The organism is Sphingomonas sp. Leaf9 (assembly GCF_001421355.1).
Lineage (GTDB): Bacteria > Pseudomonadota > Alphaproteobacteria > Sphingomonadales > Sphingomonadaceae > Sphingomonas.
The window spans coordinates 413,126-429,573 of record NZ_LMKC01000001.1 but is presented as its reverse complement, the minus strand read 5'-3'; the positions used below and the strand labels follow the sequence as shown (position 1 = coordinate 429,573).

Below are 16,448 nucleotides of genomic sequence, written 5' to 3'. Positions count from 1 at the left end.
ATCACGCCCCGGTCCGTACGCAATGGTCGAAACGCGTCGTGGCGGCGAAGCGATCCGCAAACGCCACCGGCCGCAACGGGGCGTCACGCGGACACCGGTTTTTAACCGTTCCGCGGCATAGCTTTCGCGGCGAGAGGACCATTGGGCATGACGGCAACTATCGAAATTCCGCCGACCGACGACCCGCGTTGGGACGGCCTGCTGTCGGGGGCGATCCGGCCGACGTACAAATGTCTCGCGCTGCGTATCCTGATGATCCGCCTGACGCATGCCTATGCCCGGCCCGACGCCGATCGGCCCGCGCTGGTCGCCGAACTGCGCACCTTCTTCCACGACAATCTCCGCTTCGCCCGCGAAGATTTTGCGACCATCTTTCAGGGAACAGCACGATGACCGGCCCGAACCCGCACCAGGCTGACCGGTCGCTGTACAGCGTGGCGGAAGTTGCCGCGATGCTGGAGGCGGGCGACACGCTCATCCTGGCTGCCGAAGAGCCGTTGCTCGCCGCCCTGCCGCGCGGCGACTGGATCGGGGGCACCAGCCCCTATTTCATGACCGCCGAGGCCGGGGGCGCGTGCGACCGCGACCGCATCTTTGTTCAGCGGATGCCCGCGATCGCATCGGTCGCATGGGTCGGGATGCTCGACCGCGCCGCACTGCCCGACATGGCGGCGCTGGGCCCCGACAATGGCTACACCATCGTCCTGATGCCGGGGCAGAGCGACGTGCACCGCGATTTCGCGCTACACGGGCTGGAATGGCGCGACATGTTCCGCCGCCCGGTGGTCGGCTGGGTGACGGGTGTTGCGGGCGATGCCAATCCGGCCGCGCGTCCGAAGGTGTTCGACGGCCGCACCGGGCGCAGCGCCTATGATGCCGCTGTCGTGCTGCACGTGGCACTGCCCGACGATGCCTTTGCCCGGGTCGATATCGTCAACCTGTTCACGCCCGACATGGACGGCCCGGTGCTGACCTTCGTCGAGGACACCGGCTTCACCGTCGAACGGGTGCGGGTGGACGGCACCCCGACGCGGCTGGTCGATCACATCGCGGCGAACGGCATCGACACCCGCCTGCCGCTGGTCGCCGATTATAATGGCGCGATGATTAACGTCGCGACCGCCGCGATCGATGACGCGTCGAGCAAGGTCACCTTCTTCGCCCCCGTGCACGAGGGGATCGAATATCGCTTTGCCCGCCCGATCGGGGACTATCCGCAGGAATTTGCCGAGCATCTCGGCAATCCGCGCGGCGAGATCGCGTTCAGCTGCAACTGCATCCTGAATTATCTCTATGCCGGCTTGAAGGGGCGGCAGGCCGGCAGCATCGCCGGCCCGGTCACTTTCGGCGAAATCGCCTATATGCTGCTGACCCAGACGATGGTGTATCTGGTGATCGAGCGGGATGGCGCGGGGTCATAGCGGCAGCGCGGTGGTCGCCTTGACCTCCTCCAGCACGGCATAGGTTCGCGTCTCGCGCACGCCCGGCACCGTGGTCAGCGTGCGACCGAGGAACGCGCGATAGGCGTCCATATCCGCCATGCGTACCTTCAGAAGATAGTCGAAACCGCCCGCAACCATATGACATTCCAACACTTCCGGCAGGTCGCGGACGTGGTTGGCAAAGGCGGTGAAGACGTCGTCGGTCGTCCGATCCAGCAGCACTTCGATAAACACCAGCAGCGACCGGTCAAGCCTTGCCGGGTCGAGCAGCGCGGCATAGCCCCGGATCACCCCGCTCTCGCGCAGCCGGCGCACCCGTTCGAAACAGGCCGCGGGTGAAATGCCGCATTGCGTGGCCAGTGCCTGGTTGGTGATGCGGCCATCGGCCTGCAGCACGCGCAGCAATTTGCGATCGGTCTGGTCCATCCCGTCCTCCCTTGGTCGCGGCGCGCCCCGCCACACGCCCTACGTCACCCCGGACCTGATCCGGGGTCCCGCTTCTTCTTCCACCTGATCCGAAGATTGGGTGTGATATCGGCAATATCCCGAAAAAACCATCGCCCAATCCACCCAACATACGAAGCACCTTCGTCACTACCCGCGATATACCGACGAACCGCTTATGGAGAGACGAATGCCCGCGATCGATTGGGACGCACTGGACGCCGACAAGTTCATCGACGAAGCCGTGCTGCTGCCGCAACTGCTGGCGCAGGTGCCGCTGACCCAATCCGACCGTTCAGCGATCGTCGCCAACGCCGCAAAGCTGGTCGAGCGCACCCGTGCCGCCGCCGCCAAGCCCGGCGTGGTCGAGGGGTTCCTCCAGCAATTCTCGCTGGGTACGCAGGAGGGTCTGGCGCTGATGTGCCTTGCCGAAGCGCTGCTGCGCACCCCCGATGCCGCGACCCGCGACCGGCTGATCGCCGAAAAGGTCGGGACCGCCGACTGGGCGGCGCATCTGGGCCAGTCGTCCAGCCTGTTCGTCAACGCCTCCACCATCGGCCTGACCCTGACCGGCAAGCTGGTCGGCGAGGAAGGCCCCGCGGGCATCGGTGAGACGATCCGGCGCCTCGCCGGCCGGCTGGGCGAACCGGTCATCCGCCGCGCATTGGCCGCTGCAGTCGGCATCATGGGCGACCAGTTCGTGCTGGGATCGACCATCGAGGCGGCGCTGAAACGCGCGGCGAAGGAAGGCTATCTCTGCTCGTTCGACATGCTGGGGGAGGGTGCCCGCACCCCCGAGGACGCCGAACGCTACGAACGCATCTACGCCGCCGCGATCGAGGCGGTCGGCAGCGCCCGCGCGCCGGGCAGCACCCCCGAACAGGGGCACGGCGTGTCGGTGAAGCTGTCGGCTTTGTGCCCCCGCTACGAAGCGGTGCGCGAGGACGACGTGTTCGCCGACCTCTATCCGCGCATGAAGCGCCTCGCGCTGATCGGCGCGCAGCACAACCTGAACCTCGCGATCGATGCGGAGGAGGCGGATCGGCTGGCCCTGTCGCTGAAGCTGGTCGACCGGCTGGCGCGCGAGAGCGAGCTGGGCGACTGGACCGGCCTCGGCGTCGTGGTGCAGGCGTACGGCAAGCGGGCGCGCGGCGTGATCGATCGCCTGGAGCGGCTGTCGCGCGACACCGGACGGCGGATCATGGTCCGGCTAGTCAAGGGCGCCTATTGGGACAGCGAGGTGAAGCGCGCCCAGATCGCCGGCCATCCCGGCTATCCGGTGTTCACGTCGAAGGCGGCGACCGACCTCAGCTATCTGGTCTGCGCGCACAAGTTGATCGCCGCGGCCCCGGCGCTGTATCCCCAGTTCGCGACCCACAACGCCCACAGCCTGATGGCGGTGCGCCACATGGCCGACCGCGCCGGGGTGACGATCGAACACCAGCGGCTGCACGGCATGGGGGAAGGCCTGTACCGACAGGCGGCGGCAGCTATCGGCGATAACTCGCTGATACTGCGGGCCTATGCCCCGGTCGGCGGGCATGAGGAGCTGTTGCCCTATCTGGTGCGCCGCCTGCTCGAAAACGGCGCGAACAGCAGTTTCGTGAATGCGTTGCTTGATGAGGAAGTGCCGGCGACGACGCTGGTGGCGGACCCGGTGGCGGCGGTGGCGGCAACCCCGCGCCAACATCCGCGCCTGCCGTCCCCATCCGACATCTATCCCGGCCGCGCCAACCCGCTGGGCCGCGACTATTCGATCGCCTCGGTCCGCGCGACCGCAAGTGCGGCTCGCGCAACCTTCGCCACCCTCCACGCCGGCCCGATCGTCGGCGGACAGACGCTGCCCGGTGCGGGTGCCACGCCGGTGGTCAGCCCGGTCGACCACAGCCGCACCATCGGCTCGGTCACCACCGCCACCCCCGCCGAAATCGACCGCGCCGCCGCGCTGGCCCGTGCCGCCCAGCCCCGCTGGAACGCGGCCGGCGGGGTTCCCCGCGGGAAACTCCTGCGCGCCATGGCCGACGCGCTGGATGCCCAGATGGACCGGTTCATCGCGATCCTGTCCGCCGAGGCCGGCAAGACGCTGAACGATGCCGTCGCCGAGGTGCGCGAGGCGGTCGACTTCTGCCGTTACTACGCCGTTCTCGCCGAAACCCGCTTCGCCGGGCCGACCGTGCTGCCGGGACCGGTGGGCGAGGTGAACCAGATCGAACTCCATGGGCGCGGGGTGTTCGTCTGCATCTCCCCGTGGAATTTCCCGTTTGCGATCTTCACCGGACAGGTCGCCGCCGCACTCGCCGCCGGTAACGCCGTCCTCGCCAAGCCCGCCGAACAGACGCCGCTGGTCGCCGCCGAAGCCGTGCGCCTGTTCCACGCCGCCGGGCTTGACCCCGACCTGCTGGCGCTGCTGCCCGGTGACGGGGCGGAGGTCGGCGCGGCGCTGGTAGCGCATCCGGCCATCGCCGGCGTCGCCTTCACCGGCGGCACCGATACCGCCTGGGCGATCAACCGCAGCCTCGCCAACCGCAATGGCCCGATCCTGCCGTTCATCGCGGAGACCGGTGGGCTGAACGGCCTGTTCGTCGATACCAGCGCGCTGCGCGAACAGGTGGTCGACGATGTGCTGCTCTCCGCCTTCGGCTCGGCGGGGCAGCGCTGTTCGGCGCTGCGGCTGCTGTATTTGCCTAGGGATACGGCGGATGCGACGATCGAGACGCTGGTCGGGGCGGCGGGCTGCATGGTCATCGGCGACCCGTCCGATCCGGCGACCGATATCGGCCCGGTGATCGACCGCGATGCCCGCGACGCGCTGAACGCCCATGTCGAGCGGCTGGAGCGCGAGGCGACGATCCTGTTCCGCGGCGACACGCGTGGGCACGACGCGCATGGCACGTATTTCGCGCCGGTCATCGCCGAAGTGCCAAGTCCCGACTTTCTCGAACGCGAGGTGTTCGGGCCGGTGCTGCACATCTATCGCTACGATCCCGCCAATTTGGCGGACGTTGCGAGCAAGCTGGCGGCGCGCGGTTATGGCCTGACGCTCGGCATCCACAGCCGGATAGACCGCTTTGCCGAGGAGGTCGCCGCGCTGGTCCCGGCGGGGAACGTGTACGTCAACCGGTCGATCATCGGCGCGGTCGTGGGCGTGCAGCCGTTCGGGGGCGAAGGGCTGTCGGGCACCGGTCCCAAGGCGGGCGGCCCCGATGCGCTGCTGCGCTATGCCGCCGAACGCTCGACCTCGATCAACATCATGGCGAAAGGCGGCGACCCCGCGCTGCTCAACCTGTAGCAGCGCGGATCGTCACCCGGTCTCCGGCAAAGTCGAGCTGGAAGAACGGGGCGGCAGTCCCGCCGAACCGGTCGCGGCGCAGCGCCACATCGGCGCTGGCGTCCGCCCCGTACAGCCCGGCATAGTCGACGAAGGCGGCGACCTGTCCCTCGCCGGTGACCCACCAGCAATAGGCCTGCGTCGGCTCGGCCGCCGGATTGCCGGCGACGAGGCCGGAACCGTTCACCGGCCGCCACGGGCCGTCCATGCCGTCCGCGACCATCGCATACAGCCCGGTCGGGGCGGGGAGGCCAGGGGCAAAGCGTTTGCCCTGCGTCGACCAGAACAGATAGTAATGGCCGTCCCGCAAGATGATGTGCGGCCGCTCCAGCTCGCTGTTCACGCCGATGGCGTCGACCAGCGGGGTGGCGAGCTGCCACGGGGCAGCGGCATGATCGCGGCTGGCGATGCCGATCAGCCCGTCGAGTTGCGCATCGGTCCAGGCCGCCGATCCGACGAACAGCAAATGATCGCGGCCGGTTGCCGGATCGTGGAAGAAACCGGGGTCGCGAAAGCCCTTGATGCCGGTGGGCGGCGCCACGACCTCATCGGCGATGCGGTAGCAGGTGCCGTCCGCCGCGATGCTCTCGACCGGCGTGGACCAGCCTTCGGTTCGCGCATCGTCGCCCGCCACCGTGAAGCGTCCGACCGTCTCGAACAGCCGTTGTTCGAAGCTGTGCGGCCCGTCCCGCCGGCCGGCGGCGGTGAAATACATCGTCAGCGTCCGGCCATCCTCGGCCAGCACCGTCGACCCCGACCATTCGCGGCTGCCGGGGGTGAAGTCGTCGGGAAAGGTCGTGCCGTGTAGCCGCCAGCCATCGTCGCCATGGCTGGTCAGGTAGATGCGCGCGGCATCGTGGCGGGCCTCGGGATCGTCGAAACGCGGCGTGCCGAGGAAGAACCAGTAGCTGCGCCCGTCGATGATCACCGTCGATCCATCGGCACGGGCGATCTGCCACATGTCCCAGAAGTCGTGGTCGGGATCGATCGGGACGATATCGGCCGGTGCCAGTACGGGCAGGCGATCGGGGCCATCGGCGGCGATCCGCGCGACCTGTTCGGCGGGCCAGTGGGTCAGGGCGTGGGGCAAGGGGTTCAACGCACCGCTCCGACCGGTGCGCCATCGGCGTTGCGTTCGCGCACGCTCCACACCGCGGCCGCCGCGCAGAACATCAGCACGCCGCACAGGGTCAGCACGTTACGCGGATCACCACCCAGCAGCGGCTGGTAGAACAGCCACATGGTTGCCGAGAAGATCAGCATCGGGATGACGATCATCATGTTGAAAATGCCCATATAGACGCCGGTACGCTCCGGCGGGATCGATCCGGCGAGGATGATGTACGGATTGCCCATGATGCTGGCCCAGCCCAGACCGATGCCGACAGCGGGCAGGAACAACAGCGCCTTCGACGTGACATGCGGCAGGCAGACCATGCCGATACCCGCCGCGATCAGGCTGATCGCGTGGAGCGGGGCCGCGCCGATGCGTCGGGCGATCGGCACCATGGCGAAGGCGGCGAGGAAGGCGACGCCGTTGTAGAAGGCGGCCATCTCACCATTGGTCAGCACCGCCGAATGGAAGCCGGACGAGGTGGGATCGGCGGTGTCGTACACCGTGCGCCCGATCGTGTAGATGACGTAGTTCCAATAGGCCATCATCGCGTACCATTGGAACAGGCTCATCAGCGCGAGCTTGCGCATCGCCGGCGGCATGTCGCGGATCGCGCTGCCGACTTCGGCCAGCGTCGCGCCGAACGACTTGGGCTTGGCGGCAATCACCGCCTTTTCGGTCGGGGTCAGCGGCAGTTCGGGCACGCGCAGGATCGACCAGAGGATCGTCGAGATCGACAGCACCGCCCCGACCATGAACGCGATGCGGGCGGTATAGGGGATGTTGTGGGTGTCCACCCAGTCCTGGTTCATCCCCGCCCACACCAGGATCGAGGGGGTGAGGAACGCCAGCATCTGCGCCAAGCCGGTGAACGCGCTCTGCGTCAGGAAGCCGATCTGGTGCTGATCCTCGTTCAGCCGGTCGCTGACATAGGCGCGATACGGCTCCATCGTGATGTTGTTGCCGGCGTCCAGAATCCACAGCAGCGACACCGCCATCAGGATCGAACTGGACAACGGCATGAAGAACAGGCCGAGGCAACACAGCACCGCGCCCATCACGAAATAAGGGGTGCGCCGGCCCCAGCGGCTATCGGTGCGGTCGCTGAGCGCGCCGATCAAGGGTTGGACCAACAGTCCGGTCAGCGGCCCGGCCAGCTGCAACAGCGGCAGCTGCGCCTCGTTCGCGCCCAGATAGCTGTAGATCGGCGCCATGTTGCCCTGCTGCAGCCCGAAGCTGAACTGCAGGCCGAGGAACCCCAGATTCATTTCGAGGATGCGGGGCAGCGACAAATGCGGTTTCATCGGGGGCGCCATGGTCGGTCCTGCTCCTTGCATGCCGGTCTATCGCCGACGGCATGCTTGTCGCCCCTCGCCATCAAAAATGCAACAATCGATTGCATTGATGCATACGAATGCCGGTCGCCATGGCGCGACCGGGATCCGGATCAGCTAAGCGGCGCGCATTTCGCTGCCAGCCAGGCGGCGGTTTCGCGGTCGAGCAGCGGGGTCAGCAACGCCTCCACCCGTGCGTGATAGCCATCGACCCATGTCCGCTCGGCATCGCTGAGCAACGCGGGCACGATCAACGAACGTTCGATCGGCACGAAGGTCAGCGTCTCGAACCCCAGCATCGGCAGGTCGCCGCCGGGGATATCGCGCAAGACGACCAGCAGCAGGTTCTCGATACGGATGCCGTAGTCGCCCGCCTTGTAATACCCCGGCTCGTTGGACAGCATCATGCCCGCGCGCAGCGGCTCCAGCGGCCCCCCGCCGGGGTAATTCGGCGCGCCGATCCGCTGCGGCCCTTCATGTACCGACAGGAAGGCGCCGATGCCGTGGCCGGTGCCGTGGGCGTAGTCGAGCCCGGCCTCCCACAGCGGCCGCCGTGCGAAGCCGTCGATATGGCCGCCCAGCGTCCCGTCGGGGAATATGGCGGTGTCGATCGCGATATGGCCCTTCAGCACGCGGGTGAAGCGGTCGCGCATTTCTTCCGACACCTCGCCCACCGGCATGACGCGGGTGATGTCCGTGGTGCCGTCGGCATATTGGCCGCCCGAATCGATCAGGTAGAGCTGACCGGGCAGGATGGGCGCATTGCTCTCCACGGTCGCCTTGTAATGGGGGCTGGCGGCGTGCGCGCCGGTCGCGCTGATGGTGTCGAACGACAGGTCGCGCAGGAGGCCGGTTTCGCCGCGAATCGCCTCCAGCCGGTCGGACGCCGAGAGTTCGGTCAGCGTGCCCGACGGGGCGGTTTCCTCGAACCATTTGAGGAAGCGGACCATCGCCGCGCCGTCGCGGGCCTGCGCGCTGCGATGACCGGCGATTTCGACCGGGTTCTTGATCGCCTTGGCCAGCACGGTCGGATCGCGTTCGGTGATGATCGTCGCGCCGCCCCGACGCAACGCATCGTGGATCGCGGCGACGGCGCGGTCGGGATCGGCGGCGATACGCTTGCCGGCGAACTGGCCGAGCGTGGCGGCGAAGTCGGCCATCGGGCGGACGGTGACGGCATTACCCAGATGGCGGGCGACGTCCTCACCCACCTTGCCCGGTTCGGCGAACAACTCGGCGGTGCCGTCGGCATGAACGATCGCGTAGCTCAGCGCCACCGGGGTATGCGCCACGTCGCTGCCGCGCACGTTGAAGGTCCATGCGATCGAATCGAGTGCGGTCAGCACGACCGCATCGGCACGGCGGTCGCTCAGCCATTCACCGATCGCTGCCCGCTTGTCGGCGGAAGTGCGGCCGGTCAGCGCATCGTCCTGCACCGTCATCGGCGCGGGCGAGGGGGCAGGGCGGTCGTTCCACAGTGCATCGATCGGGTTCGCGTCGACCGGGACCAGTACCGCGCCGACATCCGCGAGCGCCGCTTCGGTTGCCGCGACCCACCCGACCGTCGCCAGCCACGGATCGAAGCCGATCCGGTCGCCGGGATGGGCGTTGGCCCGCAGCCAGTCGGCCATCGTGGTCGCGGGTACCTGCACGAACTGCCAGTCGGCGGCATCGACCTGTTCGCGTACCTGCAGCGTGTAGCGCCCGTCGGTGAACATCGCGGCGGTTTCGCGCAGGACGACGGCGCTGCCCGCCGACCCCTTGAACCCGGTCAGCCAAGCAAGCCGCTGCGCATAGTCGCCGACATATTCGCTCATATATTCATCGGTCAGCGGCACGATGAACCCGGTCAGGTCGAGCGTGGCGAGATGGGCGCGAAGGGCGGACAGGAGGTCGGTATGGCTGGTCATGCACTGCTCGTATCAGCCGAAACGGCCGGGCAAAAGCCACAAGGTCGCTCGACTTCCATGGGGCTTCGTCCCACATGGGCGGCTATGACCAAGCCCATTCCGCCGATCGCCGAACAGCGCGCCCATAGCTATGACCGTCACGGCATTACCGTGTCCGACCCATGGGCATGGCTGCGCGACCCGAACTATCCGAAGGTTGAGGATGCCGACGTCCTCGATTATTTGAAGGCCGAGAACGATTATTTCGATGCGGTGATGGCACCGCACCAGCCCTTGATCGACACGCTGTTCACCGAGATGCGCGCCCGGATCAAAGAGGACGACGCCACCGTGCCACAGCGCGATGGCGACTGGTGGTACTGGTCCGATTTCGAGACCGGCGGCGAATATCGCCGCTGGTGGCGCAGGCCCGTCGCGGGGGGCGCGGATGAACTGATCCTCGACGAACCGGCGCTGGCGGAGGGCAAGGAATATTTCCGGCTGGGCGCGCTGTCGATCAGCCCCGACGGCCGGTTGCTCGCCTATGCGATCGACGATGACGGCGGCGAGCGGTTCGAGGCGCGGGTCAAGGACCTGAACACCGGCGAGCTGCTGGCGGACGTCATTCCAGGCACGCTGTCCGAACTGGTGTGGACGGCGGATTCGAGCGGGTTCCTCTACGGCCTCGCCAACGAACAGTGGCGGACGGACAATGCCCGGCTCCACCGTATCGGCACGCCGATCGAACAGGATATCGAGCTGTATCACGAGGCGGACGAAGGTTGGCGCGTGTCGGTCGGCGAAACCCAGTCGCGGCGCTTTCTGGTCATTTCGGCGGGCGATCACGTCACCAGCGAGGTGCGGCTGATCCCGGCGGACGACCCCACCGCCGAACCGCTGCTGGTAAAGGCGCGCGAGGAAGGCGTGGAGTATGACGTGGAGGAGCATGACGGCACGCTCTACCTTCATACCAACGACACCCATCCGAACTTCCGCCTGGCGACCGCATCGCTGGAGAGGCCGGGCGACTGGCAGGAGCTGATCGCCGCCGACCCGCATTTCTACATGACCGGCGTCACGACCTTTGCGAAGCTGTTCGTGGTCGAGGGGCGGCTGGACGGGCTCGACCAGATTCGGCTGCATGACTACGCCGGTGGGCCGGCGCGGCCGATCGAGTTTCCGGAGGCGAGCTTCGTCGTCGGGCTGGGCGACAATCCCGAGTACGATGTCGATACGCTGCGGCTCGGATACGAGTCGATGGTCACGCCGGGCACGGTCTACGACTATGACGTCGCCAGCGGCGGCCTGACCGTGCGCAAGGTGCAGACGATCCCGTCGGGCTATGATCCCGCCAAATATGCGACCGAGCGGCTGGAGATCGCCGCGCGTGACGGCACCGCGATCCCGTGTTCGGTGGTGTACCCGAAAGACTTCCCGCGCGATGGGACGGGCAAGCTCTATCTCTACAGCTATGGCGCCTATGGTTATGCGATCCCGCCGGGCTTCTCGACCAGCCGCATGTCGTTCCTCGACCGCGGCATGGCGTTCGCCATCGCCCATATCCGGGGCGGCGACGATCTGGGCCAGCAATGGTATCTGGACGGGAAGCTGGAGAAGCGGACCAATACCTTCAACGATTTCGTCGATGTGGCGAAGGGGCTGATCGAGCTGGGCTTTACCGACAAGGGCAAGATCGCGATCGCCGGCGGATCGGCGGGCGGCGAGCTGATGGGCGCGGTGATGAACTCCGACCCGGAGTTGTGGGGGGCAGTGGTCGCCAGCGTGCCGTTCGTCGATGTGCTGAACACGATGCAGGACGACAGCCTGCCGCTGACGCCCGGCGAATGGCCCGAATGGGGCAACCCGATCGAGGACAAGGCGGCGTTCGAGCTGATCGCGTCCTACTCACCCTACGATAATGTGACCGCGCAAGCCTATCCGCCGGTGTTCATTTCGGGCGGGTTGAACGATCCGCGGGTGACTTATTGGGAGCCGGCCAAGTGGGCCGCGCGGCTGCGGGCGACCAAGACCGACGACAATGTGCTGCTGCTCAAGACCAATATGGGCGCGGGCCATGGCGGCAAGTCGGGGCGGTGGGAGAGCCTGAAGGAAGCCGCCGAGGAGATGGCGTTCGTGCTGTGGCAACTGGGGGTGGCGGCTTGAAGGTTCCTCCCCGGAACGGGGAGGGGGACCAGCCGTAGGCTGGTGGAGGGGGGTGTCGGCTGGCGCTGCGCTGCGAGGTGATCCCCCTCCACCACCGCTTTGCGGCGGTCCCCCTCCCCGTGCCGGGGAGGACTTACCGTTCTACCCGCGTCACATGGCCCATCTTCCTGCCGGGGCGGGCTTCGTGCTTGCCATAAAGGTGGAGGTGGGCGCCGGCTTCCGCGAGCAGGGTGGGCCACTGATCGACGTCATCGCCGATCAGGTTCGTCATCTCGACCCGTGCGGCCGCCATCGCGACGCTGCCGAGCGGGAGGCCCAGCACGGCGCGGACATGGTTTTCGAACTGCGAGGTCTCGCTGCCCTCGATCGTCCAATGGCCCGAATTATGGACGCGTGGAGCCATCTCGTTGAACACCGCGCCGTCCGGCCCGCAGAAGAATTCGAGGGTCAGGACGCCGACATGATCGAGCGCCCCGGCGACCTTGGCGGCCAGCGCCTCCGCCTCGGTGCGCCATGGTTCGATCGCGGGGGCGGGGACCGTCGAGGTGTCGAGGATGCCGGCCTTGTGGACGTTCTTCGGGGCTGGATAGGTGACGATTGCGCCGTCGATGCCGCGGGCGAGGACGATCGAGAATTCGTCCTCGAAGTCGACAAACGCTTCGAGGATCGCCGGGCCGCCGCCGATGGTTTCCCAGGCGGTGTCGGCGTCGGCGGGCGAGAGCAGGCGGGCCTGCCCCTTGCCGTCATAGCCGAAGCGGGTGGTCTTCAGCACTGCCGGGCAGCCGACCGTCGCGATCGCCGCGTCCAGCGCGGCGCGGTCGGTGACCTCGGCCCAGCGGGCGGGACGGCCGCCCAACTGTTCGACGAAGCTCTTTTCGCGCACCCGGTCCTGCGCGACCGCCAGCGAGCGGGCGGAGGGGCGCACCTTGTCGCCCAGCGCCTCGATCGGGGCAGCGGCGATGTTCTCGAATTCGTAGGTGACGACATCGACCTGCGCGGCGAACGCCTGCAGCGCGGCGATATCGTCATAGGCGCCGCGGCTATGGGCGAAGGCGATGTCGTTCGCCGGGCCACTGTCGGGGGCATAGACGTGGATGCGGTAGCCGAGCTGCGCCGCCGCGACGCCGATCATCCGGCCGAGCTGTCCCGACCCGATGATGCCGATGGTCGAACCGGGAGGCAGCGGGGTCATTGCGGATCGATCGCCACGCCGTCGGTCTGCGCCGCGCGCCATGCGTCGAGCCGCTGCGCCAACGCATCGTCATGCGTCGCGAGGATCGAGGCGGCGAGCAGGCCGGCGTTGATCGCGCCTGCCTTGCCGATCGCCAGCGTGCCCACGGGGACGCCGCCGGGCATCTGCACGATCGACAGCAGGCTATCCATGCCCTTCAGCGCCTTCGATTCGACCGGCACGCCCAGCACGGGCAGGCGGGTCATCGAGGCGACCATGCCGGGCAGGTGCGCCGCGCCGCCGGCCCCGGCGATCACGACCTTCAGCCCGCGCGCCACTGCGCTGGTGGCGTATTCGACCAGCCGCTGCGGGGTGCGGTGGGCGGATACCACCTTGGTTTCATGGGGAATGCCGAGCCTGGTCAGGACGTCGGCGGCATGCGCCATGGTGTCCCAGTCGGAGGTGCTGCCCATGATGATGCCGACCACGGTCCCGTCGTTCATTATCTGCCCGTAACGCTTTTGGGGGAGCCGCTGCTTAGGGAAGGGGTGGGAACAGGGCAAGCGTAAGGATGCCGTACGGGCATATTCAGGGGCCAAAGTTCACAAAGTTCACACTCGTGGTGGGTTTGGGTGGCGTTTGTGGCGGTGGTGTCAAAGAGCGCTGGCCGTGGTGCGGGGCCGGTGGGGAGTTTGGCGGGGGTGGGGCGTGTAGGAAAGGGGTTTCTCCCCGTCCCTCACGCCACACGCTGCACGCCAGTCCGTTATTTTCCGTTTGCTTCGAGCTTGTCGAGAACCGTAGTCGAGAAGGGGGTGCCCCAAACGACCAAGTTCTCGACGGACGCTTCTCGACTAGCTCGAAGCTGCTCGAACCGAACGGATTTCCAGGAAAGAAGGGCGACGCCCCCTTACCGTTCGTTCAGATAATACCGGTCGGTCGGCGTCAGATCATCCGCCAGTTCGTAGACGATCGGCTGGCCGGTCGGGATTTCGAGGCCGGTGATGTCGGCATCGGGAATGTTCGACAGGTGCTTGACCAGCGCGCGCAGCGAGTTGCCGTGGGCCGAGATCAGGACGCGCTTGCCGGCCTTCAGTTCGGGCGCGATGCGGCTTTCCCAATAAGGGAGCACGCGGTCGATCGTGTCCTTCAGGCTTTCGGTCTGGGGGATGTCGATCCCGGCATAGCGGCGGTCGGCCGACAGGTCCCATGGGCTGTCGGCTTCGGGCAGGGGCGGCGGCACGTCGAAGCTGCGGCGCCAGATCTTTACCTGTTCGTCACCGTGGCGTGCGGCGGTCTCCGCCTTGTCCAGACCGGTCAGGCCGCCATAATGCCGCTCGTTCAGGCGCCAGTCCTTTTCGACCGGCAGCCACAGGCGGCCCATCGATTCCAGTGCGATGTTCAGCGTCTTGATCGCGCGCGTCTGGAAGCTGGTGAAGCACTGGTCGAAATCATGCCCCTTGGCGGCCAGCAGCTCGCCGGCCGCCTTGGCTTCCGCCTCGCCCTGCTCGGTCAGGTTCACGTCCCACCACCCGGTGAAGCGGTTTTCGAGGTTCCAGGCCGATTGGCCGTGGCGGATCAGGACGAGCGTGGGCATGGGGCCTCCATTGCTGTTGTTGCGGTGCACCTAGCCCAAAGTGTGCGCGAGAGGAACCGGGTGGCGGTGCTCTTCGCAAGCGCATTTCGAGTAGCCGCAGGAGATAGGCTTTATCCCTGCGCAGGCGGGGGGCCGGGGTTGCATTGGCGAGCCATGGTGCGTGTGGCTCCGTACCCCCGCCTGCGCGGGGGTACGAAGAAGAGGAGTCTATGCCGTAAAGTTCGCCAGCACTTCCAGCCAGCTATGCGCCAGCGCCTTCGAGCGTTCGGGGGACCAGCCGAATTCCGGATCGGGATTTTCGTCGTGATCCTTGAACGGCATTTCCAGCGTCATGCTGAGTGCGCCGAAGCGATTGGCGAGCTGGTTGGTCGACATCGACAGGTTCGCCTGACCCGGCGCGGACACCGGATAGCCGAGCTTCGTCTGGAACTCCGGCGTCGCCGCCGCCCATGCCGCGCCGAACGCGGTGAAGCGGGCGCCGTGGTCGTCGGTCCAGTTGGGAATGCCTTCGTAGCCGGCGATGAAGTTGGCGGGAATCGCTTCGTCGCCATGTACGTCGATCGCGATGTCGACGCCGGTTTCGTCCATGCGGTTGCGGACGCACAACACTTCGGGGCTGCGGTCGGGGGTGGGCGCGTGCCATTCGCGGTTAAGGTTCACGCCGGCGGCATTGGTGCGCAGATGGCCGCGGAACGAGCCGTCGGGATTCATGTTGGGCACGCAGTGGAAGGTCATGCGGGTGCGCAGGTCGGCAGCAAGCGCGTCGTTCGGGTCGGTCAGCCGCTCCAGCAGCCCTTCCATGAACCATTCGCACATCGATTCGCCGGGATGCTGGCGGGCATAGGCCCACACCTGCAGCGGGCCTTCGCCGAGCGTCAGGTAATCGATCGCGCGGCCGTCCAGCGTCTGGCCCAGTTCGCGGTGGGCGACGCCGGGCTGCGTAGCAATGCGGGCGATCAGGTCGTCGTGGCGCTCCATGGAATAGGGCGCGAAATAGGCGAACCATGCGAGGTCGGTGTCGATCGTCGCGGTGAAGGTCAGCACGCCATCGGCATAGTCGGTATCGACCTGCCGCCACGCCTGCCGGTCGGTGCTCATCCGGGTGCGGTAGCCCGGCCAGCCGAAGGCGTAGGCCGAGCCGCCGGCATTGATGATGCGGAAGGTCAGGGTCCGCCCCCGCGCCCCGGCGACGCGGAAGTGGAACCACTGGTAGAAGTCGGACTGGTGATCGGCGACGATATCGAGGTCGATCACATCGCCCTGTATGGCGACGACGCGGATGTTGCCGCTGTCGAACGCGGCGTTGATGGTGATGCTCATTTCACCGTCGTAGTGATTCCCGACTCGCCTGGGAAGTTGCGGAACAGCGCATTGGCCAGCCGATCGGCCTGAAATACCGGCTGCGCGCCGGGCGTGCTTTCCAGCGAATCGGTGACCGCGCGCCCTTCCCAGACGGTGGTGCTGTCGGCACGACGGCGAATTTGGACTGCCAGTTCGGCGCCGATCACCTCGCGCTGGCCACCGCCCAGGCCGAAGCCGAGTCCGCCACCCAGGCCCACGCCGCCGCCACGCCAGCCGCCGCCACCGCCGCCCGCGCCGATGCCGATCGATACCGGTGCGCGCTTTTCGACGAACCCCTTGGTCCCGCGGGTGAAGGCGACACCGACGATCAGGTCGGACGGCTGCGTACCGGCACGGGCAAAGCCGAGCTTTTCGAGCTCACGCGCAACGGCATTGCCGTAGGTCTGGAATTCAGGGGTCGCGGTCATGTTGGTCTGGACCGGTTCGATCGAGAAACTGCCCTTCGCGATCGGCTGGTTCAGGTGGAAACGGGTGACGTCGACCGGGCTGACCCGCGATCCGCCGGTGGTGCAGCCGCTCGCCAGCAATGCGGCAACTGCCGCCAGTCCGAAACCCAACGCCTTCTTCATGTCATCTACCCCGAAACAGCCACGGTTCATCCAAAGCA

The 16,448-nt window shown here is 67.1% G+C and carries 13 protein-coding genes; 4 read left to right on the top strand and 9 right to left on the bottom strand.

The genetic code is table 11. The features are described from left to right. Nucleotides 1-147: 147 nt before the first annotated feature. Nucleotides 148-393 carry a hypothetical protein gene (locus tag ASE58_RS02085; RefSeq protein ID WP_055760370.1) on the top strand — a complete coding sequence of 82 codons (246 nt, stop codon included), beginning with the start codon at nucleotides 148-150 and terminating at the stop codon, nucleotides 391-393. Further along, the gene (locus tag ASE58_RS02080) at nucleotides 390-1,421 is read left to right on the top strand and encodes a DUF6976 family protein (RefSeq protein WP_055817462.1); all 1,032 of its coding nucleotides are present in this window, start codon (nucleotides 390-392) and stop codon (nucleotides 1,419-1,421) included. Before ASE58_RS02085 ends, ASE58_RS02080 begins: the two co-directional genes overlap by 4 nt. On the opposite strand, the gene ASE58_RS02075 is transcribed toward ASE58_RS02080, so the two are convergent. Next, on the bottom strand, nucleotides 1,416-1,868 hold the full coding sequence (locus ASE58_RS02075) for an Lrp/AsnC ligand binding domain-containing protein (RefSeq protein ID WP_055817460.1): 453 nt from the start codon (nucleotides 1,866-1,868) through the stop codon (nucleotides 1,416-1,418). The genes ASE58_RS02080 and ASE58_RS02075 overlap by 6 nt on opposite strands. Before the next feature lie 208 nt (nucleotides 1,869-2,076). Here ASE58_RS02075 and putA point away from each other — a divergent pair, with 208 nt between their 5' ends. Then, nucleotides 2,077-5,175, top strand: a complete 3,099-nt coding sequence (putA, locus tag ASE58_RS02070) for a bifunctional proline dehydrogenase/L-glutamate gamma-semialdehyde dehydrogenase PutA (RefSeq protein WP_055817458.1) — start codon at nucleotides 2,077-2,079, stop codon at nucleotides 5,173-5,175. On the opposite strand, the gene ASE58_RS02065 is transcribed toward putA, so the two are convergent. From ASE58_RS02065 to ASE58_RS02055, 3 genes are all read right to left on the bottom strand, one after another. After that, nucleotides 5,165-6,313 carry a glycoside hydrolase family 68 protein gene (locus tag ASE58_RS02065; RefSeq protein WP_235513458.1) on the bottom strand — a complete coding sequence of 383 codons (1,149 nt, stop codon included), beginning with the start codon at nucleotides 6,311-6,313 and terminating at the stop codon, nucleotides 5,165-5,167. The genes putA and ASE58_RS02065 overlap by 11 nt on opposite strands. Next, nucleotides 6,310-7,632, bottom strand: a complete 1,323-nt coding sequence (locus tag ASE58_RS02060; RefSeq protein ID WP_235513457.1) for an MFS transporter — start codon at nucleotides 7,630-7,632, stop codon at nucleotides 6,310-6,312. The genes ASE58_RS02065 and ASE58_RS02060 overlap by 4 nt, the downstream gene beginning before the upstream one ends. Nucleotides 7,633-7,775: 143 nt before the next feature. After that, the gene (locus ASE58_RS02055) at nucleotides 7,776-9,572 is read right to left on the bottom strand and encodes an aminopeptidase P family protein (protein ID WP_055817454.1); all 1,797 of its coding nucleotides are present in this window, start codon (nucleotides 9,570-9,572) and stop codon (nucleotides 7,776-7,778) included. An 84-nt stretch (nucleotides 9,573-9,656) separates the two neighbouring features. On the opposite strand from ASE58_RS02055, the gene ASE58_RS02050 reads away from it, so the two are divergent. Next, on the top strand, nucleotides 9,657-11,714 hold the full coding sequence (locus tag ASE58_RS02050) for a S9 family peptidase (protein ID WP_082467543.1): 2,058 nt from the start codon (nucleotides 9,657-9,659) through the stop codon (nucleotides 11,712-11,714). A gap of 133 nt (nucleotides 11,715-11,847) precedes the next feature. On the opposite strand, the gene ASE58_RS02045 is transcribed toward ASE58_RS02050, so the two are convergent. The 5 genes from ASE58_RS02045 to ASE58_RS02025 all read right to left on the bottom strand — a co-directional run bounded on the left by ASE58_RS02045 (nucleotide 11,848) and on the right by ASE58_RS02025 (nucleotide 16,410). Beyond that, complete coding sequence (locus tag ASE58_RS02045; RefSeq protein ID WP_055817450.1) at nucleotides 11,848-12,906, bottom strand: 5-(carboxyamino)imidazole ribonucleotide synthase; 1,059 nt, start codon at nucleotides 12,904-12,906, stop codon at nucleotides 11,848-11,850. Beyond that, the gene (gene purE, locus ASE58_RS02040; protein WP_055817448.1) at nucleotides 12,903-13,388 is read right to left on the bottom strand and encodes a 5-(carboxyamino)imidazole ribonucleotide mutase; all 486 of its coding nucleotides are present in this window, start codon (nucleotides 13,386-13,388) and stop codon (nucleotides 12,903-12,905) included. The genes ASE58_RS02045 and purE overlap by 4 nt, the downstream gene beginning before the upstream one ends. Nucleotides 13,389-13,792: 404 nt before the next feature. Then, a complete protein-coding gene (gene gpmA / locus ASE58_RS02035) occupies nucleotides 13,793-14,479 on the bottom strand; it encodes a 2,3-diphosphoglycerate-dependent phosphoglycerate mutase (RefSeq protein ID WP_055817446.1) in 687 nt (228 codons plus the stop codon). Nucleotides 14,480-14,686: 207 nt separating this feature from the next. Continuing rightward, the gene (locus tag ASE58_RS02030) at nucleotides 14,687-15,799 is read right to left on the bottom strand and encodes a M14 family metallopeptidase (protein ID WP_055817444.1); all 1,113 of its coding nucleotides are present in this window, start codon (nucleotides 15,797-15,799) and stop codon (nucleotides 14,687-14,689) included. Beyond that, a complete protein-coding gene (locus ASE58_RS02025; protein WP_055817442.1) occupies nucleotides 15,796-16,410 on the bottom strand; it encodes a DUF4136 domain-containing protein in 615 nt (204 codons plus the stop codon). Before ASE58_RS02025 ends, ASE58_RS02030 begins: the two co-directional genes overlap by 4 nt. Nucleotides 16,411-16,448: the final 38 nt, after the last annotated feature.

What these genes read in the sequence shown, in the direction of transcription:
- ASE58_RS02085 (WP_055760370.1), top strand. Translation starts at nt 148, where the DNA reads ATGACGGCAACTATCGAAATTCCGCCGACCGACGACCCGCGTTGGGAC.
- ASE58_RS02080 (WP_055817462.1), top strand. Translation starts at nt 390, where the DNA reads ATGACCGGCCCGAACCCGCACCAGGCTGACCGGTCGCTGTACAGCGTG.
- ASE58_RS02075 (WP_055817460.1), bottom strand. Translation starts at nt 1,868, where the DNA reads ATGGACCAGACCGATCGCAAATTGCTGCGCGTGCTGCAGGCCGATGGC.
- putA (WP_055817458.1), top strand. Translation starts at nt 2,077, where the DNA reads ATGCCCGCGATCGATTGGGACGCACTGGACGCCGACAAGTTCATCGAC.
- ASE58_RS02060 (WP_235513457.1), bottom strand. Translation starts at nt 7,632, where the DNA reads ATGAAACCGCATTTGTCGCTGCCCCGCATCCTCGAAATGAATCTGGGG.
- ASE58_RS02055 (WP_055817454.1), bottom strand. Translation starts at nt 9,572, where the DNA reads ATGACCAGCCATACCGACCTCCTGTCCGCCCTTCGCGCCCATCTCGCC.
- ASE58_RS02050 (WP_082467543.1), top strand. Translation starts at nt 9,657, where the DNA reads ATGACCAAGCCCATTCCGCCGATCGCCGAACAGCGCGCCCATAGCTAT.
- ASE58_RS02045 (WP_055817450.1), bottom strand. Translation starts at nt 12,906, where the DNA reads ATGACCCCGCTGCCTCCCGGTTCGACCATCGGCATCATCGGGTCGGGA.
- purE (WP_055817448.1), bottom strand. Translation starts at nt 13,388, where the DNA reads ATGAACGACGGGACCGTGGTCGGCATCATCATGGGCAGCACCTCCGAC.
- gpmA (WP_055817446.1), bottom strand. Translation starts at nt 14,479, where the DNA reads ATGCCCACGCTCGTCCTGATCCGCCACGGCCAATCGGCCTGGAACCTC.
- ASE58_RS02030 (WP_055817444.1), bottom strand. Translation starts at nt 15,799, where the DNA reads ATGAGCATCACCATCAACGCCGCGTTCGACAGCGGCAACATCCGCGTC.
- ASE58_RS02025 (WP_055817442.1), bottom strand. Translation starts at nt 16,410, where the DNA reads ATGAAGAAGGCGTTGGGTTTCGGACTGGCGGCAGTTGCCGCATTGCTG.